This window comes from Litoreibacter roseus, from assembly GCF_009811795.1.
GTDB classification, from domain to species: Bacteria; Pseudomonadota; Alphaproteobacteria; order Rhodobacterales; family Rhodobacteraceae; genus Litoreibacter; species Litoreibacter roseus.
Map to the genome: position 1 here is coordinate 537012 of NZ_BLJE01000002.1, position 24357 is coordinate 561368.

Annotated in this window: 21 protein-coding genes and 2 tRNA genes; 7 read left to right on the top strand and 16 right to left on the bottom strand. The window is 58.8% G+C overall.

Annotated elements, in window-relative coordinates; all coding sequences use genetic code 11:
- The first annotated feature begins 13 nt into the window (after positions 1-13).
- From KIN_RS09640 to KIN_RS09650, 3 genes are read left to right on the top strand one after another with little or no spacing between them, the layout of a single operon-like run.
- A complete protein-coding gene (locus KIN_RS09640; protein WP_159806376.1) occupies positions 14-1096 on the top strand; it encodes a microcin C ABC transporter permease YejB in 1083 nt (360 codons plus the stop codon).
- Complete coding sequence (locus KIN_RS09645) at positions 1093-2199, top strand: ABC transporter permease (RefSeq protein WP_159806377.1); 1107 nt, start codon at positions 1093-1095, stop codon at positions 2197-2199. Before KIN_RS09640 ends, KIN_RS09645 begins: the two co-directional genes overlap by 4 nt.
- Entirely contained in the window at positions 2196-3797 is a 1602-nt protein-coding gene (locus KIN_RS09650) for an ABC transporter ATP-binding protein (protein ID WP_159806378.1), read from the top strand. The genes KIN_RS09645 and KIN_RS09650 overlap by 4 nt, the downstream gene beginning before the upstream one ends.
- 5 nt (positions 3798-3802) lie before the next feature.
- Here KIN_RS09650 and KIN_RS09655 read toward each other — a convergent pair whose 3' ends face one another.
- Together KIN_RS09655 and KIN_RS09660 are read right to left on the bottom strand one after the other, a co-directional pair.
- Positions 3803-5176, bottom strand: coding sequence for a D-alanyl-D-alanine carboxypeptidase family protein (locus KIN_RS09655; protein WP_373281652.1), 1374 nt, complete (start codon positions 5174-5176; stop codon positions 3803-3805).
- 206 nt (positions 5177-5382) lie between these two features.
- Positions 5383-5778 (bottom strand): hypothetical protein, encoded by a 396-nt coding sequence (locus tag KIN_RS09660; protein ID WP_159806379.1) that lies wholly within the window; start codon positions 5776-5778, stop codon positions 5383-5385.
- A 91-nt stretch (positions 5779-5869) separates the two neighbouring features.
- Here KIN_RS09660 and hemF point away from each other — a divergent pair, with 91 nt between their 5' ends.
- The gene (gene hemF / locus KIN_RS09665) at positions 5870-6763 is read left to right on the top strand and encodes an oxygen-dependent coproporphyrinogen oxidase (RefSeq protein WP_159806380.1); all 894 of its coding nucleotides are present in this window, start codon (positions 5870-5872) and stop codon (positions 6761-6763) included.
- Here hemF and KIN_RS09670 read toward each other — a convergent pair.
- Complete coding sequence (locus tag KIN_RS09670; RefSeq protein WP_159806381.1) at positions 6760-8145, bottom strand: mechanosensitive ion channel family protein; 1386 nt, start codon at positions 8143-8145, stop codon at positions 6760-6762. The genes hemF and KIN_RS09670 overlap by 4 nt on opposite strands.
- A 27-nt stretch (positions 8146-8172) precedes the next feature.
- The gene (gene hemE, locus KIN_RS09675; RefSeq protein WP_159806382.1) at positions 8173-9204 is read right to left on the bottom strand and encodes a uroporphyrinogen decarboxylase; all 1032 of its coding nucleotides are present in this window, start codon (positions 9202-9204) and stop codon (positions 8173-8175) included.
- Positions 9205-9303: 99 nt separating this feature from the next.
- On the opposite strand from hemE, the gene hemC reads away from it, so the two are divergent.
- Positions 9304-10263, top strand: coding sequence for a hydroxymethylbilane synthase (gene hemC, locus KIN_RS09680; RefSeq protein ID WP_159806383.1), 960 nt, complete (start codon positions 9304-9306; stop codon positions 10261-10263).
- Here hemC and KIN_RS09685 read toward each other — a convergent pair.
- Positions 10260-11672 (bottom strand): FAD-binding oxidoreductase, encoded by a 1413-nt coding sequence (locus tag KIN_RS09685; RefSeq protein WP_159806384.1) that lies wholly within the window; start codon positions 11670-11672, stop codon positions 10260-10262. The genes hemC and KIN_RS09685 overlap by 4 nt on opposite strands.
- A gap of 112 nt (positions 11673-11784) precedes the next feature.
- On the opposite strand from KIN_RS09685, the gene KIN_RS09690 reads away from it, so the two are divergent.
- Positions 11785-11861, top strand: a tRNA-Met gene (locus KIN_RS09690).
- A gap of 129 nt (positions 11862-11990) precedes the next feature.
- On the opposite strand, the gene ykgO is transcribed toward KIN_RS09690, so the two are convergent.
- The gene (gene ykgO, locus KIN_RS09695; protein ID WP_028287243.1) at positions 11991-12116 is read right to left on the bottom strand and encodes a type B 50S ribosomal protein L36; all 126 of its coding nucleotides are present in this window, start codon (positions 12114-12116) and stop codon (positions 11991-11993) included.
- Positions 12117-12196: 80 nt separating this feature from the next.
- Positions 12197-12271 (bottom strand) — tRNA-Val (locus KIN_RS09700).
- Positions 12272-12408: 137 nt separating this feature from the next.
- Between KIN_RS09700 and KIN_RS09705 the strand changes: the two genes are divergently transcribed.
- A complete protein-coding gene (locus KIN_RS09705) occupies positions 12409-13278 on the top strand; it encodes an N-formylglutamate amidohydrolase (RefSeq protein ID WP_159807959.1) in 870 nt (289 codons plus the stop codon).
- Between the two features lie 33 nt (positions 13279-13311).
- On the opposite strand, the gene KIN_RS09710 is transcribed toward KIN_RS09705, so the two are convergent.
- The 9 genes from KIN_RS09710 to KIN_RS09750 form a co-directional block, all read right to left on the bottom strand.
- Positions 13312-14613 (bottom strand): PepSY-associated TM helix domain-containing protein, encoded by a 1302-nt coding sequence (locus KIN_RS09710; protein ID WP_159806386.1) that lies wholly within the window; start codon positions 14611-14613, stop codon positions 13312-13314.
- A gap of 39 nt (positions 14614-14652) precedes the next feature.
- Positions 14653-15012 (bottom strand): hypothetical protein, encoded by a 360-nt coding sequence (locus KIN_RS09715; RefSeq protein ID WP_159806388.1) that lies wholly within the window; start codon positions 15010-15012, stop codon positions 14653-14655.
- Between the two features lie 74 nt (positions 15013-15086).
- Positions 15087-16337 (bottom strand): glycerate kinase type-2 family protein, encoded by a 1251-nt coding sequence (locus KIN_RS09720; RefSeq protein WP_159806390.1) that lies wholly within the window; start codon positions 16335-16337, stop codon positions 15087-15089.
- Positions 16334-17218 carry an NAD(P)-dependent oxidoreductase gene (locus KIN_RS09725; protein ID WP_159806392.1) on the bottom strand — a complete coding sequence of 295 codons (885 nt, stop codon included), beginning with the start codon at positions 17216-17218 and terminating at the stop codon, positions 16334-16336. The genes KIN_RS09720 and KIN_RS09725 overlap by 4 nt, the downstream gene beginning before the upstream one ends.
- A gap of 80 nt (positions 17219-17298) precedes the next feature.
- Positions 17299-19212, bottom strand: a complete 1914-nt coding sequence (locus KIN_RS09730) for a glycosyltransferase family 2 protein (RefSeq protein WP_159806394.1) — start codon at positions 19210-19212, stop codon at positions 17299-17301.
- A complete protein-coding gene (locus KIN_RS09735; protein WP_159806396.1) occupies positions 19209-20393 on the bottom strand; it encodes a glycosyltransferase family 61 protein in 1185 nt (394 codons plus the stop codon). Before KIN_RS09735 ends, KIN_RS09730 begins: the two co-directional genes overlap by 4 nt.
- On the bottom strand, positions 20390-21493 hold the full coding sequence (locus tag KIN_RS09740) for a glycosyltransferase family 4 protein (RefSeq protein ID WP_159806398.1): 1104 nt from the start codon (positions 21491-21493) through the stop codon (positions 20390-20392). The genes KIN_RS09735 and KIN_RS09740 overlap by 4 nt, the downstream gene beginning before the upstream one ends.
- Entirely contained in the window at positions 21490-22476 is a 987-nt protein-coding gene (locus tag KIN_RS09745; RefSeq protein WP_159806400.1) for a hypothetical protein, read from the bottom strand. Before KIN_RS09745 ends, KIN_RS09740 begins: the two co-directional genes overlap by 4 nt.
- Entirely contained in the window at positions 22473-24269 is a 1797-nt protein-coding gene (locus KIN_RS09750) for an ABC transporter ATP-binding protein (RefSeq protein WP_159806402.1), read from the bottom strand. Before KIN_RS09750 ends, KIN_RS09745 begins: the two co-directional genes overlap by 4 nt.
- Positions 24270-24357: the final 88 nt, after the last annotated feature.

Genomic DNA, 24357 nt, shown 5'->3' on the forward strand with positions numbered 1-24357 from the left:
TCGGGGCCAGTCAGTGCTAGCCTATATCGTCAGACGTCTGCTGCTTGTGATCCCGACGTTGATCGGGATCATGATCATCAACTTCGCCCTTACACAGTTCGTACCGGGCGGCCCCATTGAGCAGATCATCGCCCGAATCGAAGGTGGCGGGGACGTCTTCGAAGGGATCAGTGGCAGCGGTGGTGACGAACTGACGCTAGACACCGAAAACAGCAATTATGCTGGCGCACGTGGGCTTCCACCGGGCTTTATTGAAGAGCTTGAGCGTGAGTTCGGCTTCGACAAGCCGCCGTTGGAGCGGTTTCTGACAATGATGTGGAACTACCTGCGCTTCGATTTCGGCGAGAGCTATTTTCGCGATGTCGGCGTGCTGGAGCTTGTAGCGGAAAAGCTGCCAGTCTCGATATCGCTGGGGCTGTGGTCCACGCTGATCGCCTACATCATCTCTATTCCGCTGGGTATTCGAAAGGCCGTCAAGGACGGCTCGCCCTTTGACACATGGACGTCTGGCGCCATCATCGTTGCATATGCAATCCCGGGCTTTCTGTTTGCCATCCTATTGCTGGTGCTCTTCGCTGGTGGATCCTATCTGCAGATTTTCCCCTTGCGAGGCCTGACTTCGGACAACTGGGAAGATCTGAGTCTGATCGGCAAAGTGCTGGACTACCTCCACCACATCGCCCTACCGGTTCTGGCATCGACCATCGGGGCCTTTGCCACGCTGACCTTGTTGACGAAGAACAGCTTCCTTGACGAGATCAAGAAACAGTATGTGATTACTGCAAAAGCGAAGGGGCTTTCGGAAAGTCGGGTCCTTTATGGGCATGTCTTCCGGAATGCGATGCTGATCGTGATCGCGGGTTTCCCCAGCCTTTTCCTCGGAATTTTCCTGACCGGCTCCCTTATCATCGAGACAATCTTTTCGCTTGATGGCTTGGGACGTCTCGGGTTCGAGGCGGCGGTGGCGCGGGACTATCCGGTTGTCTTCGGCACGCTTTATTTCTTCGGTCTGATCGGTCTCTTGGTGGGGATTCTGTCAGATCTGATGTATGTGTTCGTTGATCCGCGCATCGACTTTGAAAGCCGCGAGACATGAAGCTGTCGCCGCTCAATCAACGTCGCTGGCGAAACTTTCGTCGCAACAAGCGGGCATTCTGGTCGCTCATCATCTTCAGCATTCTGTTTGGCTTGTCCTTGTTCGCCGAGGTCATCGCGAACGAAAAACCTATTCTGGTGCAGTACCGAGGAGAATACTTTACTCCGTTCCGCAGCTTTTATCCTGAGACGGCCTTCGGCGGTGACTTCCGGACGGAGGCAGAGTACCGCGATATAGAGGTGCAATGCCTGATCATCTCGGGCGGACTGGAAGAATGTTTCGACGATCCCGAAGATGTGATCGAAGACGCCCAAGACGGCGAAGTTGCAGGAAGCGACATCGAAAAGGGTTGGATTTTGACCGCGCCCATTCCCTACAGCTACAATACCGTCAACGATATCGACGGCACCGCGCCGTCGCCCCCGGACGGCGATCACTGGCTTGGCACTGACAACGCGGCACGCGATGTTTTGGCGCGCGTGATCTACGGCTTTAGGCTGTCCATTTTGTTTACACTGATCGTCACGCTGGCCTCATCGGTGATCGGGATCATTGCCGGCGCCATCCAAGGGTATTTCGGCGGGCGAACCGACCTGATCTTCCAACGTGTACTGGAGATTTGGGGCGCGACGCCGAATCTTTATGTGATCATCATCATGTTTGCCATTCTGGGACGAAGTTTCTGGCTGCTTGTCTTCCTATCGATCCTTTTTGGATGGCCTGCCCTTGTGGGGGTTGTCCGTGCCGAGTTCCTGCGGGCGCGCAACTTTGAGTACGTTCGGGCCGCTCGCGCATTGGGCGTGTCAAACTGGACGATCATGTTCCGCCACATGCTGCCCAACGCCATGGTGGCCACCCTCACCATTCTGCCTTTCATCATCACCGGAACCATTGGCGCGCTGGCCTCGCTCGACTTTCTGGGATTTGGCCTTCCTGCGTCGGCGCCGTCCCTTGGGGAACTGACCTTGCAGGCCAAACAGAACCTTCAGGCCCCTTGGTTGGCGTTCACCGCCTTCTTCACCTTCGCAATCATGTTGTCCCTTTTGGTCTTTATCTTTGAGGGCGTGCGAGACGCATTTGATCCTCGGAAAGTGTTCCAATGAGCCGACTTCTTGATGTGCAAGACCTTCGCGTGGCGTTCCGTCAGGACGGCGCTGAAACCGAAGCCGTGCGCGGGATCAGCTTCTACGTCGACAAGGGTGAGACGGTTGCCTTGGTGGGCGAATCCGGGTCGGGCAAATCAGTGTCCGCGCTGTCTACCGTACAACTTTTGCCCGAGTCGGCTCAGGTATCAGGTAAGATCAGCTACGATGACAGGGATTTGGCCAACGCGTCCGAGGCTGACCTTCGCCGTGTGCGCGGCAACGACATCAGCTTCATTTTCCAAGAGCCGATGACCTCGCTCAATCCGCTTCACACGTTGGAAAAACAGGTCTCGGAGAGTTTGCAGCTACACCAACGCCTGTCCGTGGCGGATGCGCGCATAAAGGTGATCGAGCTTCTGGAAAAGGTGGGTATTCGCGACGCCGAAAGCCGCCTGACCTCCTATCCGCACCAATTGTCCGGTGGCCAACGGCAGCGTGTCATGATCGCCATGGCGCTGGCAAATGGACCGGATCTCTTGATCGCGGATGAACCGACGACTGCGCTTGACGTGACCATCCAAGCCCAAATCCTTGACCTCTTGGCAAAGTTGAAGGTTCAGGAGCAGATGAGCCTTTTGTTTATCACCCACGATCTGGGCGTGGTGCGAAAGATCGCGGACCGCGTGTACGTCATGCAGCACGGTGAGATTGTCGAAAGCGGCCCGACGGCCAGCATCTTTGACAATCCCCAGCATCCCTACACGCAGATGTTGCTGGCGGCCGAGGCAACGGGCCAGCCGGAACCGGTGGCCGCTGACGCGCCAGAGATTGTTTCGACGGAAGATCTACGGATCTGGTTCCCCATTCAGGCCGGACTTCTCAAGCGCACGGTTGGCCACGTGAAGGCGGTCAACGCAGCGACGGTCAGCGTGCGCGCGGGTGAAACGCTAGGCATTGTCGGTGAAAGCGGGTCCGGGAAGACGACGCTGGCCCTTGCGATCATGCGGCTGATCTCTTCCAAAGGTCCGATCTCGTTCGTGGGACGGGAGATTCAGGGGTTGTCCTCTCGGCAGCTGAGACCGCTGCGTGCCGATATGCAGATCGTGTTTCAGGACCCCTATGGCTCGCTCAGCCCCCGTATGACGGTGGAGCAGATCATTGCGGAAGGCCTTGGCGTGCATGGGACCGAGCCGGGGCGCAATCGCCGCGATATGGTGTCAGATATCATGCAGGAGGTGGGACTGGAGCCCCAGATGATGCATCGCTACCCTCACGAATTTTCTGGCGGGCAGCGGCAGCGCATCGCGATTGCGCGCGCCATGATTCTGCGACCCAAGCTGGTGGTTCTGGATGAGCCGACCAGTGCGCTTGATATGACGGTTCAGGTTCAGATCGTCGAGCTTCTGCGCGAGCTACAGCGGAAGTACGGGTTGGCCTACCTATTCATTAGCCATGACCTGAAAGTGGTACGTGCGCTCAGCCACAAGATGATCGTGATGCGGCAGGGGGATGTAGTTGAGGCCGGCGAGGCACAATCTGTTTTCAACGATCCTCAAACCGAGTACACGCAGACTTTGCTGGCAGCAGCTTTGGATCTGAAGGCAAGCGCCGCCTAGGCGCGCTAAGCGCCGTCCGGTCCGCGCACTTCACAGTCAACACCCCGCGCTTCGAGCCGCATGCATGCGAGATTTGCACGGTTCTCCGACAGGCCGACGAAGTTCGCCTCCCATCCCTGCGGTTGGTCTACAACTTTACGCAGTGCCTCGTCCAATGTTTCAAGCTCTTGCAGGGCTGTCTGAAGCAGTAGACGTTCTGCCTTGTTGCGTGTTGTATATCTGCCCAGACTGATGCTCCAGTGTTGACCGCCGGATGTGCTGGCCCGCGAGATCACTTGCCGTTTGGGTGCTTTTTCAAGCTCTGATATGGCGATCGCTCCTATCCCCGTTGGTCTGCGCAGGGGCGTCACAACGGGCTTTGATTTTGGCGTAACAGGTACGTCTTCAGCGACGGCATTGCGGGAAGCGCTGACATTCTGATCCACATCTTCGACCAGCGCCATAAGCACGTCTGCCGTCATATCGGCCGAAGGGCGCATCAAGGGGCGCCTGCTTGTAGTAACAGCTGCGATCCTGGTTTCCGTTGCGCCATAACGTGGCAACCGTGGCTTTTTCAACGCGACGCGTGATGGCGCGCGTTGAAAGCCCATGTCCAAAAGCTCTGCCACCCGCGCGTTGCGCGTTGCGGTCGATCGGCCGCCGAAAACGGTTGCAATAACACGTTCCCTGCCACGCTCTGCCGAGGCGACAAGGTTGAACCCCGCCGCGCGCGTGTAGCCGGTCTTGATCCCGTCTGCGCCTTTGTAAGCACCAAGCAAGCGCCGGTTCGTGTTTGCGACCTCGCGCACCCCTGCATGGGTCGAGCGGCGCGAAAACAGGTTATAGTACTGAGGATAGTCGTAGATCATGTGCCGACCCAGCACTGTCATATCACGGGCAGTCGACATATGGCCTGACTCCGTCAGACCGTGGGCGTTCTTAAAGGTCGTCCGGGTCATGCCCAACGCCTTGGCGGTCCGGTTCATGCGGCGGGCGAATGCGGCCTCACTTCCTGAAATCGCTTCGGCCAATGCAGTCGCCGCGTCATTCGCGGATTTGACTGCTGCAGCACGCACCAGATAGCGGATCGCAATGCGCTGACCCGACTTCAAACCCAGTTTAGAGGGCTGTTCTGCGGCCGCCTTTCGGGAAATCTTGACCTTCGTGTCCATGGAGATTTCGCCGCGCCGGACGGCCTCGAACACCACATACAGGGTCATCATTTTAGTCAGCGAAGCTGGGTGCAATCGCGTATCCGCGTTGCGTGCGTGCAGCACTTCGCCCGTTCGCGCATCCATCACCATCGCGGCGTATGGCGCGGCGGTCGCACCATTCACCAGACAGGCGAAAACACTGAAAAATATGGCCGCACGGGCCACTTGAAAAAGACGTAAAACCACGACGTCTGCCTGCTATCTGCCTCGGGGATGGCGTTACATCCCCTTGATTTTCATTAAATGACCATTTTTGGCCTTAAGAAGACGCTAACACAAAGTCGATTTCTCGAAAACACTTTAGTTTCAATAAGTTTCATGTGGTTATTAAAGCACACATACAGAATGGTGCGCCGCAAAACCTGAGAGCCACCAGATATTGAGTTTAGATGTCAGCCGGTCGCGCCGGGGATCCGCGAACGCTCGCAGAAATCGAGGGCTGCGGCGGTTTCGCGCTGCAACTCTTTCTCCTTGGTCTGCAGCTCCGCCAGTTTGCGCCGCTCCTGACGTGGATCGATGGCGACAGGCACATCACGGCTAACCGGTTCAAGCCGGTTACAAAACCGGATGCCGCCATGACGGTAGCCGCTGCCGAAACAAAAGTCGGTATACGCGATGGTGCGGGTTTCCGTGTTGATCGCATATCCGCGATCAATATTCTGACGTGTGTCTGCGATCAGAGTGCGCACGATTTTCAGATCTTCGGTCGCGTCGCTGACGCATCGTTTGTAGGGATCAGCGCAGGCCGCAAGCAGCAGGGCCGGGGCCAATATCAGAAATTTGCGCATGCTCAAGGATCCGTCCGTTTTTTGTCGCTATGGAATCGTGACTTGTTTCGCTTTCATCTGTTAGGAAACTATAAATGACCGGGGACAGCAAATGACTGAAATTTTCGACGCGCGCAAAGCGCAGGCCGCTGCTTGGTTCCGCAGCCTTCGGGATGACATCGTCGCGGCGTTTGAAATGCTGGAAGACACTCAAGACACAGGTCCCTTTGCAGACGCACCAGCCGGGCGGTTCGAGGTGTCGGAAACCAAACGCACCGCCGAGGACGGATCAGACGCGGGCGGCGGGTTGATGTCCGTAATGCGCGGCGGTCGGGTGTTCGAGAAAGTCGGCGTGAATGTCTCGACGGTTTACGGCCAGTTGGGAGAGCGCGCGCAGAAGGCTATGGCAGCGCGCAAAGACCTGTCCGGGATGGCCGACGATCCACGCTTCTGGGCCTCCGGTATTTCGCTTGTCGCACATATGCAGAACCCGCAATCGCCTGCGGTCCACATGAACACGCGGATGTTCTGGACCCCTCATGCTTGGTGGTTTGGCGGTGGATCGGATCTGAACCCGTGTATCGAGTACGAGGAAGACACGGCCTTCTTCCACGAGACGTTGAAGGAGTATTGCGACAAACATGACGACGCATACTACCCGAAGTTCAAATCCTGGGCGGATGAGTATTTCTTCGTTCCCCACCGGGGCCGCGCGCGGGGTGTTGGCGGAATCTTCTACGATGATTTGAACACTGGCGACTGGGATGCGGATTTCGCGTTCACACAAGATGTAGGACGTGCGTTCCTGCCCGCGTTTCTTGGCGTGACCAATAAACGGCGCAACGCCGTTTGGACAGAGGACGACAAGGACGCGCAGCTGGTCCATCGTGGCCTCTATGCGGAGTACAATCTTGTCTATGATCGGGGCACCAAATTCGGTCTGGAAACCGGGCATGACGCGAATGCCGTTCTGATGAGCCTGCCGCCGCTGGCGAAGTGGGTCTAAGTCTTATCGCTTAGCAGATCGGCGTCATCTGTCGGCGCCTCAGTTTCGCTGGCAATCTGGGTGACCTCTTCCTGTTCATTTGTGAGGTCGCCTTCGATTTCTTCCGCTTCTGATTTATCTTCGGCCTCTTCGCTGGCTTCTGCGATCTCGGATGTGGCAATGGCCTGCGCACGTTCGGCTGCTGCGCCGTCAAGCTGCAGAACCGGTACACCTTGTGGGAATATAACCTCCCGCGCGTCGTCTGGCATTGGTACGCCTGCCTCGGTCAAGGCGTTGTTCACCAGCCGCAAGAGCGCCGATTTCACTTTTAGAAGCGAGTAGTTCTTCGCATCGAACCAGTAGTAGGCTTTCAGGTTCACGGTCGAGCTTCCAAGATTGTCGATCAACACCATAGGCGCGGGTTCGTCCAGAACGGCCTCGTGGGTTTGAAGCACCTCTTGGATAATCTTCTGGGCGCGCGCAGTGGACACATCATAGCCTACGCCGACTGACAGAACCTCCCTTCGTGAAGGTGACGCTGTGTAGTTCGTGATCGTGTTTTTGAAGATCGTCGCGTTGGGGATCTGAATGTGATTGCCCTCGGGCGAGATCAAAACGGTAGAGCGCGTGTTCATGGAGCGGACCGACCCCATCAGACCCGTGACCTCAATGAAATCGCCGGATTCAAACGGGCGGCGGATGCTGAGAAGAAGCGACGCGAGGAAATTCTCGGCGATGTCGCGGAAGGCGAAACCGACCACGATGCCCAAGACCCCGGCACCGCCGACGACGGAGAAGGCGAGTTGGGTCAGACCCGCCACTTGTAGCACAATGTAGAGACCGATCAGAAAGATCGGCAGCGCCATGACGCGAGAGACGATATCCTTGAGAAATGGCGACGATATCCGGCCCAGCAGGTAGCGCCGCAGCCCCTTCGACGCGAGGCCGGACAGCCACCAAGTGAGGGGCAGAATAACGAGCGTGAGCAAAATCAGCGGAAGTGAGGTGACCATCCGTTTCAACAGGGAGTCGAGTTCTGCCAATGCCGGTGCGAAGGACCAGGTCAGTTCCTGTTCCACCACGATCCGGTTCACGACCGCCACGACACCTTGTGTGTTCGAAGCCAACTCTCGTGCCCAGACCCGGTGGTCTGTTGATCGCGCGCGTCCGTCCAGAAAGACGATGCCGCCGTTCACCGTAACCTCTGGCTCTACATACCAGCCCGTCGACTGAAGGATATCCAGAATACGCGTCGCGATCTGCCCGTCCCGCGCGACGGGTTCAACCGCGACGGTTTCCGTGGGCGCAGTGACATCATCAGAGGCCGCAGTCGTTTGCGCAAGACCGGGACTGCATAGAAGTGCGAGGCAGAGGCAGGCAATCGTCAGACAGGATTTGAGCATAAACCTTACGTGCCCTCGACACATGCTTTAGCCGCGGATGGCTTCTAGCATCACATGAACATTCTCGGGATCCGCTTCGGGCGTTATCCCGTGGCCCAGATTAAAGATATGAGGCCCGCCGGAGAACGCCTTCACTATGCGTTTTGTTTCATCAATCAACGGCTGCCCGCCTTCGACCATATGCGTTGGGGCAAGATTGCCCTGAACACAGCCATCACGCTGTACATATCCCGCCGCCCAGTCTGCCTGGACTGAGTTGTCCAATGCGACGCAATCCGCACCGGTCTCTTTGGCAAAGCCGATGTACTTTTCACCCGCCTCGCGCGGGAAAGCGATAATCGGCACATCGGGGTGGCGCGATTTGAGCTCGGCGATGATCCTCTTGGCTGGGGTGAGCGCGTATTTGTCAAAGTCATCGCCTGAAAGCGATCCGGCCCAGCTGTCGAAAAGCTTGAGAACCTCGGCGCCGGCATCCGCTTGCTTGGACAGGTATTCGATGGTGCCCGCCGTCAGAAGGTCCATCAACGCATCGAAGGTCTTCGTATCTTCAGCTTTCAGTTTGTGAGCAGGGGCCTGATCCGGCGTGCCCTTTCCCGCGATCATGTAGGTGGCAACCGTCCAGGGTGCCCCGGCAAAGCCAATCAGCGTCGTCTCGGATGGCAGTTCTTTCGACAGAATGCCGACCGTTTCATAGATGGGGCCGAGACGGTCGTGGATGTCATCGGCGCCTTTCAGTTTGGCAAAATCCGATGCGCTTGTGACGGTGGACAGGCGAGGGCCTTCGCCGGTAACAAACCACAGATCCGCCCCCAAAGCCTGTGGCAGCAAAAGGATATCGGCGAAGAGGATTGCTGCGTCGAAATTGTAACGGCGTATAGGTTGCAGCGTCACTTCCGCAGCCAGTTCCGGGTTGTAGCAGAGCGATAAGAAATCACCGGCCTGCGCGCGGGTGGCACGGTATTCCGGCAAGTAGCGACCAGCTTGCCGCATCATCCAGACTGGGGGTGTTTCCAATGTCTCGCCCGCCAGCGCGCGCATCAGTTTTTTAGGTTCCGCCATCTGTTCCCCGTAACTCGTTTTCATCTGTGGTCTGGCGAAAGGAAGGGGATGTCAACCCAAGAGGTTGTCAGTTTTAGTTGACGCCTTTAGAGAATTGATATGGCTCTTGATCTCCCGACCCCCGACACCCCCCTTAAGATCGGCACCCGCGGCTCCCCCCTTGCGCTGGCGCAGGCGTATGAAACGCGGCAACGACTGTCTGATGCATTTGATTTGCCCGAGACTGCGTTCGAGATTGTTGTGATTACAACGACTGGCGACAGGGTTTTGGACCGCCCACTGAAAGAGATCGGCGGGAAGGGGCTGTTCACCCGCGAGATTGAAGAAGACATGCTGGCAGGGCGGATCGACATTGCGGTTCATTCCACCAAGGACATGCCTGTCGATCAGCCAGAGGGTTTGATTCTGGATACGTTTCTGCCGCGCGAAGATGTGCGGGATGGGTTCATCAGTCATGACGTGTCATCCATTGCGGATCTGGCCGAGGGCGAGACTGTCGGCACGTCCAGCTTGCGGCGCCGTGCGCAATTGCTCTATCGCAGGCCGGACCTGAACGTGGTAGATTTTCGCGGCAACGTGCAGACCCGCTTGAAAAAGCTGGAAGACGGCGTGGCCCGCTGTACGTTCCTCGCGATGGCGGGTCTGAGGCGGCTGGAGATGACGGATCTGCCGGTTACGCCGATTGATCCGGGCGATATGCTACCCGCAGTGGCGCAGGGAACAATTGGGATCGAGCGACGCATCTCGGACACCCGCGCTGCAGAGATGCTGGCGTCCATTCATGACACGACCACCGGGCACCGGCTGGCTTGCGAGCGGGCCTATCTTGCGGCACTTGACGGTTCCTGCGAGACGCCGATTGCCGGTCTGGCCGAGATTGACGGCGGGACGGTTCAGTTCCGCGGTGAAATTCTGCGGACAGACGGATCTGAGGCGATTGCCGATGCTGACACCGCGCCGCTTGAAGACGCCGCTGATTTGGGTCGCGCCGTCGCTGCGCGCCTGAGATCACGAGCGCCTGCGGATTTCTTCGACTGGCAGGTTAAGGCAGAGGCTTAGGGCGCTGGCAGAACCTTTCCGGGGTTCATGATGTTGTCTGGGTCGATTGCCTGCTTCACGGCTCGCATGATGTCCAGCGCGACGTCGTTTTTCCGCCGCTTCATGGAGTTCAGCTTGGACAGGCCGATACCATGTTCTGCCGAAAACGTGCCGCCCAGATCAAGGGCGACGTCTTCGACCGCCTCCATGATCCGATCCGCCAGATCCGGTGAATTTCCAGTGGGCCATACAGTATAGTGGACATTCCCGTCCCCAAGATGGGACACGGTAATGCTTGTTGCCTCGGGGTCGATCTCGCCCAGGCGTGGTTTGATTTGCTCTTCGAAGGCGGCGACTTTGTCCAGGGGAACTGCGATATCGTGGTTCACGACCCAACGTCCCGGCATCATGATCTCTGCAGCTGCCTCGCGGCGATCCCACATCTCTCGACGCTGAGCCTCTGACTGCGCAATCACCGCATCAAGAACTGTTTCCTCTTCCAGCATCTTGCCTAGGATAGCCTCTAGGGAAGCGACGATCGGGACTGTTCCGTCGGCCTGCATCGTGCTTTCGCGTGTCGCCGTTGCGCCAACTTCGACCAGAATGTTAATGTCGTAGAGGGTGTCGAAGGGTGCGCGGGCGCCGTCCATCAGTTCGAGATGCCCCTCGATGTAGCGGCGGGGCATGTATTCGAACGCTTCGACCGCACCGCCCGTCTCTTCCTGAAGCTGGTTCAATAGCCTGAGCGCATCATCCAGAGATCTGACGGCGATCATCGCGGTCGCATAGGCGCGGGGTTTCGGGAACAGTCGGAGGACGGCCCCGGTGATTAACCCCAGCGTGCCTTCCGCCCCGATCATCAGGTTGCGCAGATCATAGCCAGAATTGTCCTTTCTGAGTTCGGTCATCAGATCCATGATCCGACCATCGGGGAGAACGACTTCCAGCCCGAGACACAGCCCGCGTGTGCTGCCGTAGCGCACAACGTTCGAGCCGCCTGCATTAGTCGACAGAACGCCTCCGATCATCGCCGACCCGCGCGCGCCGAATGTCAGGGGAAACACCATGCGATGCTCGTCCGCCGCATCGTGAAGCGAAGACAGAACGACGCCGGCATCAACAACTGCAATCCCGGCATCGGGCCGGATGTCCCGGATTTTGTTCATGCGCTCCAGTGAGATCATGACGGCGTTTTCTGCTTTGGTACCACCGTTCAGACCGGTGTTCCCCGCGACTGGGACAATTGCGATTTTCTCCCGGGCACAGATTTTGACGCACGCGCTCGCCTCTTGAGTGGTTTTTGGTCTGAGAACGACAAGGGGGGTCCCGTGATACTGACCCGTCCAATCCGTCGCGTACTGCTCCATGTCAGCGCCAAGGCGGACGTTCTCTTGGCCAACCACTTCGACGAATTCTTCGATGTAACCCATTTGACGTCCTCCCTGCCCGAAAGTGCGATGATCCCTTGGGAAAAGGCAAGGCGTTGAGGGGAAATTCCGGGTTGACGTGAAAGCGAGGTGCGCCTAGATCACCCCACGGTTTGGCGGAGTAGCTCAGGTGGTTAGAGCAGCGGAATCATAATCCGCGTGTCGGGGGTTCAAGTCCCTCCTCCGCTACCAATCCCTTTCAGTTCGGTGACATCATAGTGCGAGGTCGCGGTTGCTGTTTCGGCGCAGTCACCTGTTGAGGACCTACAAATGAAAAAGCCGCCCCATGGGCGGCCTTTTCGAAATCTGATGTCGCTTGGCTCAGCCCTGACGGGCTTTGAACCGGCGTTGGGTCTTGTTGATGACGTAAACCCGGCCCTTACGACGCACGACCCGGCAATCCCGGTGGCGCGACTTCAGGGAGCGAAGCGAATTCCTGACCTTCATGTCCAATCTCCTGTTGTCCAGCGCGCATGCGCCTTCGGTTAAAAATAATGCCCGGACCCCATGTCCGGGCGTTTATGCGATGGTGGGCACTACTGGGATCGAACCAGTGACCCCTTCGATGTCAACGAAGTGCTCTACCGCTGAGCTAAGCGCCCATCTGCCGCCGAACATCTCGCGCATCCATAGCCATATGAACGCAGCCGAAGCCCGTTGGTCCGCGCTCTATAGAAGGAGTCGGAATGTGGTTCAAGGGCTTTTGAAGCGCGTCGAAATCGGCCTATACTTGTTCGCAATGACACCGACGCACAATGATGCCTACACGCTGTCCTTTCCGGACGTCCAGACAACATCCGTTGTCTTTGCCAGCCCCCATAGTGGGCGGCACTACCCGCGCGCGTTTTTGCGTCGGTCTGTCCTGGACGAGTTGACGATCCGGTCCTCCGAGGATGCATTCATTGATTTAATTGTGGGAAATGCGCCTGACTGCGGGGCGCCGCTGCTTGTGGCCAAGGCGCCACGGGCGTTTCTCGATCTCAACCGCGCGTCGGATGAGCTTGATCCGTCGGTGGTGGAGGGGATCGGCAAAGTTGCCCATAATCCACGAATCGCGTCCGGTCTGGGGGTCGTCCCTCGGGTCGTGTCCAACGGTCGGGCGATTTACCGCGGCAAGATTTCCAAGGCAGAGGCCACTGCGCGGATCGAACGCTATTGGCTGCCCTATCACACCTGCCTTCAAAAACTGCTGGACCACACGCGGCGGCAGTTCAACGAAGCAATCCTGATCGACTGCCACTCTATGCCACATGAGGCATTGGATGCCGTGGCCAAACCGGGGGCGCCCCGCCCCGAGGTTGTTCTGGGCGACAGGTTCGGCTCATCCGCCGAAACCGATCTGGTGGACAGAATCGAGACGATTTTCCTTGATGCTGGCTTGACTGTCAGCCGGAACGCGCCGTTTGCCGGTGCGTATATTACGCAGCATTATGGTCGCCCGTCTCGTCGACAGCATGCGATCCAGATCGAGGTTGATCGGGCGCTTTATCTCAACGAGACCTATGTGCGCCCGAATGATAATTTCCGGAATTTCCAAGCCGTGATGACCCGCGTCGTGCAAGAGATCTCGGACATTGGGCGCGCTTCCGTACCACTCGCGGCGGAGTAGGCGGGGCCACGAATGCCGACCCCGCCATATGTCCTAGACTGATGCAGCGCGGAACCAGCCCAAACGACGAAAGATTAACCAGTCGAGGATCAGCACCACGATCAACGACGCGCCCACCAGTGGAAACAGGATCGCGACCCCGACGACAAGCAGAACCAAAACCGGACTCATCGCAGCATCTGGTGCTCTCGGGACGCCAAGGGATCCGGCGGGGCGTCGTTTCCACCATGCCACGAAACCGCTGATCGACAGGATGAATGCGGCCAGTGCAGCGATTGTATTCTGCGCGATGTTCAGCCAGCCATAAAGCTCGCCCTGATGGAACGAGATGCCAAGCGAAACGGTCTTGGCAATGGCGGGGTTCGCCGCAAAATCGTGCCGCTTCAGAACGGCGCCGGTGTACTGGTCTACGATCAACTCGGTCTGGTCATAGCGATTGGTGCTGGCCGATCTTATCCAGAACGCCGCCTCCTCGGATTTCGGCGGACGAAGTTCGTAGGGCGCAACCAGACCTGACTGGCGGGCCACATCGAACACCTGCGCGTAGGCAATGGGCGTTCCGCCGGACGCGGTGGAGTTCGGAACGTCGCCGCCAAATCGCAGGCTCTTGCTCTCCTGATTGGTTCGCTCTTGCACGTAGGATAGCCCGCCGCCCCAGACATCGGTCCATGGCAGACCGGTCACGATGATCGGCAAGACCAGGACCGCCGCAACAAAGCCCGTGAACATATGCGTCTCACGCCACCAACTGCGGCCCTTGCCCGTGGGCAGGCTGACAGCCTTGGCCAGCGTGCGATTGCCGCGCGGCCACCAGAGGTAGAGTCCGGTGATGAACATAACGACGGCCCAATGGGCGGCCAGTTCTACGAATTTCGTACCGACATCGCCCAAAAGAAGTTCGCCGTGAAATTTACGCAAGACACGCATCGCGGTTTCATCGCGGGGCGTGACCGCCAGAACCTCTGCCGTGTAAGGATCGACCCAAGCGAGAGAGCGGATCTTTTCGGCGTCATCGAATTCGACCAGGGTGCTGCGTCCGGGTTGATCATAGGTTGTCATGCCGCGCACGCGGGTGATGCCAACACTGTCAGCCACAGCGGCCAGCTGAGCCTCGTAGGGCACGCGGGTACCGGCGACAGTCACGTTCATCCGGTCCGCATAAAGCCAGCTTTCGATCTGTGGTTTGTAAAGGTAGATACCGCCGGTCAGGGCCAACATGGCCATGAAAGGAAGCACGTAGAGCGAGGCGAGGAAATGCCATTTCCAAACCAAGCGGTAAAAGGCGCCGCCGGTCTCTTTTGAGCCGGACTGCGCCGATGCGGTCGCATCGGTCATGTTCGAAATCCTGTTGTTTATCTGAAGAAAAGAGCGTGTTCAGACAACAGGGGGAGGGGCCTGGCTGGGCCATTTGATCGCGAAGAGATCGCCATTCGGCGCGGGATGTAGTCTGACCGAAAAGCGAAACTGATAATCGCGGGCCAAAGCGTGCCAGTGTGCCGTGTAATCCGGTGTGTGGGCGGCCAGATCACCGAGGACGCAATGGTCGGTGGTGATCACTGGTTCCTCAATCGGCTCACCATCTGCGGACAGTGTGACCCGCACGATTTCGGACCCGGTGCAGATCACGAATGTCTGCACGCCGGGAATGACCTCTGCCAAGGCGGCAGTCATCTTGGGCGCAAGCAGACCAAGCGCCACGCAGCTGATCAGAAGATATCGCAAGACAACAGACATTATGTGCCGACGTTTATGCCAAACCATGGTCTCGCGCTATCTGAACATCGGTCGCAGTAGCGAATTTTCGATATCTAGAGAATTAGGATTGCGCGAAAATCGTTTACGTTGGTCTGCGTGGGTCCCGTCATGATAAGGCCACCCGCTTCCTTGAAGAAGGTATAGCTGTCGTGCCCGTCGAGATAGTCGCGCTTGTTCAGAGGCTCTGCCTTTTCGCGTACGGCGTGCGTCCAAATCGCGCCTGCGTTGTCGCCGAACCCGTCGATCCCGTCCGTATCCGTTGCCAGCGCAGACACGCGATCATGGTCCCACGCCGTTACAAACCCGAGCAGAAATTCCCCGTTGCGACCGCCTATGCCGGGCTTTTGCCGTACGGTTACGGTTGTTTCCCCGCCCGACAGCAACACACAGGGCGTCTCTAGGGGTTGGCCATGAGCGACGATCTGGCGGGCAATCCCGGCCATAGTTTTGCCGACTTCGCGGGCCTCGCCCTCGATCGCATCGCCCAGTATCATCGGTGTGACGCCCTGTTCCTTGGCGATCCGCGCGGCGGCCTCCAGCGCACTTTGCGGGCGCGCGATCATCTTCTGCGTCGTGCGGGCAAAGGCAGGGTGATCTACGTCCGGCGTTTCGGACGCGCCTGTTTTCAGAATATTGCGGATGCTGTCGGGTAGCTCGATCTGGTAACGGTCGATGATGGTCAATGCATCGGCGGATGTGGTCGTGTCAGGGACCGTCGGGCCGGACGCAATGATACTGGGATCATCCCCGGGCACGTCGCTGATCGTCAGTGTTAGGGACTGCGCCGGGTAAGCGGCGACGGCCAACCGCCCGCCTTTGGTGGACGAGAGGTGCTTTCGTACACAATTCATCTCATCAATTGCCGCGCCTGAGGCTAGAAGGGCCTTGTTGATCGTCTGCTTTTGTTCCGGCGTCACACCTGCGCAGGGGGCAGATAGCAGCGCCGAACCACCACCCGAGATCAGGAACAGCGCGAAATCCCCCTCACCCAGATCTTCCAGCAACGTCAGAATTCGAAGCGCTGCCTCATGACCCGCCGCGTCTGGCACCGGGTGGCTCGCCTCCACGATCTCGATATGTTCGGTTGGCAAGGCCGCCCCATGGGGTACGATCACGATCCCCTCGCACGCGCCCCACACCGTTTCCACCGCTTGGGCCATCTTCGCGGATGCCTTGCCCGCGCCAACGACCACGACACGTCCACTTGGGCGTTCACTAAGCGCTGGTGGCACGGCGAGCAGGGGGTCTGCAGCGGCAACGGCAACCTCAAAAAGACCGCGCAGAAACCTATCCGGATCGATCATTTGGCTTCCCCGGACAAAGCGCGCAGCCGTTCGATCAGTGACGATGTATCCCAACGGCCACCGCCCAGGGACTGAACATCGGCATAGAACTGGTCCACCAGTGCGACGATAGGCAGGGACACCCCAAGACCTTTTGCGGTTTCGAGCGAAATACCCAGATCCTTGCGCATCCAGTCAACAGCAAAGCCGTGGTCGAAATGGCCATCAACCATTGTGTCCGCCCGGTTCGCCAATTGCCATGATCCGCCCGCACCCTGCGAGACAAGCTGCGCGACTTTTTTCGCGTCGAGGCCTGCTTTGGTTGCAAAGTGAATGCCTTCGGAAATCCCCTGAACAATGCCTGCGATGCAGATCTGGTTGGCCATCTTCGTCAGTTGCCCCGCGCCGACATCACCGAAATGGACAACAGCCTTGGCATAGATGTCCATTACGGGCTCTGCCTTGGCGAAATCATCTTCTGCTCCGCCACACATAACGGCAAGCTGGCCGTTCTCGGCTCCGGCCTGACCGCCCGACACCGGCGCGTCGACAAAGCCTATACCCTCTTCGCGTCCGATCTCGGCCAGTTCCCGAGCGACATCAGCGGACGCTGTTGTGTGGTCGACAAAAACCGCGCCTTCCGACATCCCAGCGAAAGCGCCATCCTCGCCCAGAACCACTGACCGCAGATCATCATCGTTGCCAACGCAGGCCATCACGAAATCACAGCCCTCGGCTGCTTCTCGCGGGGTCTTGGCGTGGCCGCCGCCGTGGTCCTTAGCCCAGCTTTCTGCTTTGGAGGTGGTCCGGTTGTAGACGGTCACATCATGCCCTGCCGCCTGAAGGTGTCCTGCCATCGGATACCCCATGACGCCCAGACCCAGAAACGCAACTTTCGCCATTCTCACTCTCCCTCAGATATGCTGCGCGCACCCTAAGCCGATCACGTGGCGCACTTCAATCTGAGCGTGGCCTTTATCCGCTAGGTCTGGCGTGCCTGTTTGCGTTCGTAACGCGGGGCGTCGATCTCACGCAGCTTTGCCCGCAGGGAAAACGGGGCCAGCATGTAAGGCAACCACATCCAGTTACGCCAGATCTGCGGGCGTTCGCTCAGCATCCGCCGCACGATGGCGCGGCCTTTGACCGGATTGCCCTGATCCTCACGCAATTCCCGCCGGGCACATTCGAGCAGGTAGAGATGCGCGGCCCCCACCCGGCGCAAGGCATGGGCATTGCGGGTCCACAGCATCGCCAAAGCATCCATGTTGCGCCGAAATGCGCGGGAGCGTCGGTCGTCTGTCTCATGGTCGTTATAGATTGTTAGTGGCTCATCAACTGCCGTGATGTCGTAGAGCCGGGCCAGTCGCTGTATCCACTCCCAATCCTCCATGGAAGGCATGTCCGGATCAAAGCCACCGATGGCGTCAAAAACCTCGCGCCGCACCAGCCCGCTGGAAAGAGGCGCATGTATCGGATTTGTGAGCAATAAAACGGGCAGACAGGAGCCTGTGTAGCGCGCGCGGCGTGTCTCGATTGTCGTGCCGTCTTTCATGATATCGACGGCGGTATAACAGTATCCGGTCCGCGCGGGCGCTGCTTCCATGAGGGCGACCTGCTTCGCCAGCTTTTCGGGCCGCCAAAGATCGTCTGCATCAAGAAACGCGAGGTATTCGCCCTTTGCCGCTTCAATCCCCGCGTTCCGGGCCCGGGCCACGCCGCGATTGACCTGCGTGATAACTCTTAAGCGCGGATCGGTCAGGGTGGCTAGAACCCCGGCCGTGTCATCAGTAGAGCCGTCATCTACCACGATGATCTCGGTTGTCTCATAGGTTTGATCCAGCGCGCTCTGTGCGGCGTTCCGAACCATGTTGCTGCGATTGAAGGTCGGGATGATGACGCTGACCCGCGGTCCTGAGGTGACGGGTTCGGGTGTGTCGTCCATGGCGTATATCTTGGTCTCCACGATGGGCGTCGTCCGTTCGTTCCGCCATGCCATCGCGCGGGCGCCTAGCTGTCCTACCGCCTCTTTCAAACCGTCCCAAGGGCGTGCCCCACCTGCGCGGTCGATCATCGCCTGAATCTCGCCCGCGAATTCAGGATGTTTGGCGGCGTCCCGTCGAAGCTCAAGAGCGGATGTCATGAAAGCCGAGCGGTACTTTGCGGCCTGATTACCCAAGGCATCAAGCGTATCGCTGAGGGAGTTCAGTCGCGCGCGCAGGCCGAAGGGTTGCAATCGCCTGCCCGAATAGGAGACCATCTCGCCGGGCAACCGTCTGTACAGCGCGAGCCCATCCGATGCCCAGACACGCGTCACACCTCGCGCCAAAGCGCGGCGCAGCAAGTTGCCGTCGTCATCAAGGCCCGCCTCTTGCAGCCACCCACCGCTCGCTGCGAAGCCTTCCTTGGTCCAAAGCACGCAACACGGTGGCGACCACGTGCCGGTCAGCCAGTTTGCCAAGGCGTCCTGGCCTGGTCGCGGCAACGCGTTTGATGCGGGTTTGATGTACCAAGGGGTTAGTGGCGCGTCTGAGGCGGCTTCCAAGCGGTCCCATGGACAAAGCGCAACTGCCTCCGCCGGGGCCTCATCGAGGGCCCGGCCTAGGGCGGCCAGCGTGCCGGGTGTGAGCAAATCGTCGGCGTCCAGAAACATGATCCGGTCACCCCTGGCGAGGCTTGCACCGGTGTTGCGGGCAATCGCAGCGCCTTTTGCGGTGCCCGCGTGAACCTTCACACGCGCGCCGAAGCTTTCCGCGATGGCTCGGCTTTTGTCGGTCGAACCGTCGTCGATCACGATGATCTCAAGCGGCGGCTCGGTCTGGTTGAGCGCCGATCTGAGTGTTGCTGCGAGAAAAGCCTCACCGTTTCGACACGGGGTTACGATAGAAACGGATGTCATATCAGGGCCAGCACCCGCGCGACCTCTGCCGGATCAACTGAAAGATCCTGCTCCAGCGGATGAGCGGCCCCTACACCCTTTGCAGCGATGAGCGCATAAGGCAAACCCAAGGCCGCAGCCATCGCGTAGAAATTCGGATTCGGATAGGCGGGATCAGCCATCTCAATGACACGTGTGCCGATTGGACAGAAGAGCATATTCGTCAGGCCAGCCCCATGGGGGGCCAGTAAAACAGCGGTTTCGGACATCAGATCAATCTGCTCGGCGAAATTAAGATGCTCCATCACCACCGTCTCGAACCCGGCTTCCGTGAGCACTGGCATTAATTGTTCTTCCTCAATCAGTTTCCGCCCTTTGGCGGCCTTGCGGCTGATAAAAATTCGCCGCGTCGGCGTTCGGGTGGGCGCCAAAGCTGCGCGGGTTGCGTTCAGCAGCGCGGGATCAAACCTGTCATTTTCGACCAGCGTCAGAGTTTTGGCGTAAAGAACAGCATTCAGCGGAAGGACGGCGCAATCCTCGGGGTCGATACTCAGCATGCGAAGGCTGTCGTCGACAGTCTGCGGGCGCTTCTCGGGCAGGACCAGATCCGTCAGCTGCCCGCGATCTTTCAATAAGACAAGTTTTGGCAGATGAGCCGAGAGCCAGTGGGAGTGGTTGTCAAACACCCGCTCTGCGATCCAAACCGCATGATCCATGACAAGATCCGGCGGACGCGCGGCAAGCGCCGCGTGGAAAGGGCGATATCTAATCTCACGCAGATCAAGGCTTTGGCCAGTCGGGTCCATGATTGCGGGGGAAAAGTCCATCGCGGCATCGGGTGTTTGGCACGACAAGATGCGCGTGTTTGACAAGGTCAGAACACGGGCAGGCGAAACTGGGCGGTTAAGGACATCCCGTTGTGAAAATCCCCACCACCCGGGATCGCGAGATAGGTTTTTTGCATTGTTCAAGTTGAACGGTAGAGGGGCTGTGTGGCGGCGTTCAGGGTGAACCTCCAGCACATTACCCACTGCTGATGCGGGTTTGTGGCGGACCCAGCGACGGGCCAGAACGGGCGTGGGGCATCCAAGGTTTGCCAGCCGTTGACCCGCGCGATCACGCCACCAACTGAGTTTCCGTGCGATGGGGCCGCCAAGCCTGTCCGCCGCTGCGGGTGTCATATAGAGTGGCTGTTTGCTCATTCTGCGGCATGGCCGCGCTGGTCGCGTGCGGCAAGGGAGTGAATGAGTTGGGCGTATTGATCATAGCAGGCGGTGTGGGAAAAGGCCTCAGCCCGTGCGCGGGCGCCCTGTCTGGTATAATGCGCCGCGCCAGACAAAGCCTCGGACAGGGCGTCGGCTAAGGCGGGGACGTTTTCGCGGGGTACGACGCGACCTGCGTCCTGTGTCAAAACATCCGGTATGCCGCCGACATCAGTGGCAACCGCTGGGCAGCCGCAGGCCAGGGCTTCGATCAGGGCAAGGGGCATCCCCTCGCCACGGGACGGCATGGCGAAAACCTCCGCCTCGGACAGAGCGGTGCGCAACTGGTCCGGGCTGACATGGCCCTTTAAAACAACCCGGGCGTTCAAACCGGCGGCGTCGATCTGGGACTGTAGTTTTGTGCGCTCGTCCCCTTCGCCATAGATATGCGCGACCGCGTTGGGCAGCGCTTTCATCGCCTCGATCAGAAGGTCGAACCCCTTGATCGTCAGCAAGCGGCCAACGCTGACGATCCGGCCCGGTATGACCGGTACGTCTACGGGCCGCCAGAAATCTGCGTCAGCGCCGTTGGGGATGTAATGCAGCTTGGGTGCTATGGCGGGCGCGTAGTCTTGGGCGGTTTGCGCCAGCTCTTGCGATACTGCTGTGATCGCGTCGGCCGCGCGCAGGAACCGCGGCAAATGCACTTTCATCTGCGGGGTTGGGCGCAATACATCGCCACCGTGGATTGAGACGAGCAGCTTGAATTTGAAGAAGGGCCGCATGCCCATGAAGTAGGACATCACACCGGTCGGAAAATGGATGTTCACGACATCGGGCCGTTCACGGCGGAGGACCTGTGCGAGGTTAACGGCTGAGCTCGCGGCTTTTGGGATAGCAGCAAGCGTGGGTGTGCCTTCGTCAGTTGCGTCCGCTGTCGGGTGAAAAGCAATCCCTTCGGTCTCTTCCGTTTCGTCCGGACCCATGCGCCGGACGGAAAGGTCGTGGTCAGGCAGCATGCGTTCAAGATCATCCATCATGCGCTGCACGCCACCTTTATCGGCGCGTCGGGTGGGGGAATACATCAGAACCCGTGTCACGAGGCGATCCCTTCCAGTACGGGGCGGGGTGCGGTGCCGGATGGCACATAGCCCCATTTTTGCAGGTCTGCCGGGATCGATCGCGCCAAAAGCGCGTTGCCTGCGCTGTAAGATTCCAGAATTGCGGCACTCAGTGTAGAGGTCAGGCGGATCGTCTTGCCACGTCCCGGCATGGCCCAAGAGGGTGCGTTGATCTTGCCAAGTTGATAAGGTCGGAGGGCCCAGACGCCTGTTTCTGCTTGCCTGACATTCGCGCGGGACCCCTCGGCATGCTGTGTCAGTGCCTCGACCATCTCCGAAGGTGTCCGAAGCCATATCAGAATATTGCGCAGGGTCGCGCCCTTGTCTGCCCGCATCGCCTCATGCGGTAGAACGGTAAGGCTGGCATTGCCCAATTCGCGGAGGATAGCGGCCTGCAGCGCGGCGTAGTCGATCACCATGCCGAACCCGCACCGGTCAATTCGCGGATCAAGTGTGCGCGCGACCATTTGCTCAAACCCGCCTTGGTTTGCAGCGGTCACGCGGTTCGAAATCTGGGCGTAGTGGGATGCGAGCCATGTGTCCTGACGGCGAATAACCATCAGAACTTTCACCTTCTGAAAACCCCACTTGCGTGCGTGTTCCGCCAGCGCGGCCAGATGAATGGCGAGCGTCCCGGGGCGGCGGGCCGCGCGTCCGATGGCTTCGTCCGAGATCAGCAGATCGCGCGGCTTTTTCAGCCAATCCATGCGGTTCCCGAGAAGCTCCTCAAACATCTGGTCACCTGCGGCAGACCAGATCGAAGCGGCGCGGCGCAAGGCGCAGCCCATGAGACGACGTTCAATGGCCTTGTCTCCGCGCTCATTGAAGAGTGCGGTGTGCGGCACGGCTCGGACATGTAAGTGATCCAGCTTGGGAAAGATGTGGTCTTGCAGAAAGGTCGAGCCGGTCTTGGGCATCCCAATGTGAAGAAAAAGCGTTCCTCCTTCAGATGCGGCGTTCATTCGGCAGCCTCCGCCAAGGCGCGAAAACCAGAGTTCTGGTCAATCAGCTCATCGTAGCTGCCATGGCCGACGACCTGGCCGTCCTTCATCATATAGATCTGATCACAGTGGATGATGGTCGATAGGCGGTGTGTGATCGTGAGGATCGTTTTCTCGCCCTGCAGGGCGTCAATCGCCTCCAGCACCGCGCGTTCGGTGACGGTATCAAGGGCGCTCATCGCTTCATCAAATACGATAACGGCCGGGTCACGATAGAGCGCGCGGGCGATTCCGATACGCTGACGTTGTCCGCCGGACAGCCGCACACCACTTTCGCCGATGACGCTGTCATAGCCGTCGGGCAGCTTGTCCACGAACTCATCGAGCTTCGCGAGTTTCCCGACTTTCGCCACGATTTTACGGTCGACTTCGTCTGCTGGAACGCCAAAGGCGATATTGCCTGCGATCGTGTCGTCCGTCAGGTAGATTGTCTGAGGCACATAGCCGATCGTATTCTGCCACGCATCCATGTTGTCCCGCGTGATCTCGACACCGTCTACCAAAAGCGCGCCATCGCTTGGGCGCAGGAGGCCCAGCAGAATGTCGATCACGGTGGTCTTGCCTGCTCCGGTGCTGCCAACAAAGCCGCAACTTGTCTTGGCGGGTATGCTCAGGGACAGATCTTGGATGGCGGTTCTGTCAGAGCCTGGATATTGGTAGCTGACCGCCTCAAGCCGGATTTCGCGATCCAGACCCATAGGCGCGACACGGGGGCCGGTGCGGCGGTCGCCAGCGTGCGCGCTCTGAAGTTCATCGTAAAGTTCATCCAGCGCGGCGCGGCCAAACCGAATCTGTGCGATGTCGCGGAAGAGACCTTGCAAGGTCGGCATCAGTTTCAGCCCGGCAAAGGCAAACGCACCGATGGTCGGCAGGACAGCTTCTAAGGCGCCGTTGTTGCTCCAGAGGACCCAGAGAATGAATAACAGGATGCCCCCGAAGGCGAGAGCTTCCATCACGTATCGCGGCATCTCCCCCACAAGCGCAAGGCTGGCCTGATGGCGGGCGAGCCTCCGTGATGGACCAAGGAAACGATCTTCATAGCTTTGCTCAAGACCAAGAAGTTTGACCTCTTTGATGCCGCCCAACGCTTCTTGAGTGATTTGGAAACGCTCGCGTACGGCAAGTTTGCGATCCTGCCCGATGGCCAGAAGGCGCTTTCTCAAAAAAGCATAGGTGGCCCCGAACAGCCCGCCGATGATGAAAGCGGTCATGACTGCGCCAACAGGCTCAAGCCAAAGCAGAAGCCCCAACAGAAGAATAGCAACGATGGCGTTGGCGATCAGACGCATTGCGGGGCTGATTGAATGAGATACGACCTGATTGACCTCCGCCAGAACGGTTTTGCTGAGATCTGCGGAATGGCGGCCCAGAAACCACTCGTAGGACTGGGACAGGTAATGCGCGAGCATTCGGTTGGCGAGGGTCAGAACGACACCGCGGCTGAATCGGACCATCAGATAGAAGGTCAATGCGCGCACGGCGATGCTGGTCAGAACCATCACAAAAACGACGACGCCGAGAAATCTCAGGAACGCGGCGCTGTCAGTGTAGCCCAATGCATTGTAGGTCGAAGATAGAAGTGGCTGCGTTTGGATAACATCCGGATTTCCCAAAACAGCGAGAAACGGCAGGATAGAGGCAACGCCGGCCAGATCCAGCGCGCCGGTCACGAACATCATGCAGATGGCCAGCATACCGCGGCGTTTCTGGGCGCTGTCCAAGAGCCCTATCATCCGGTTGTAGCCTTCAAGCATCAGACGCTCTGGCCTCATTTGCTGCAGTGCAGTATCTTGGTGAACGAGATTGCAAGCCAAGTCTACCCTGACGTCGCCACTGATGGAA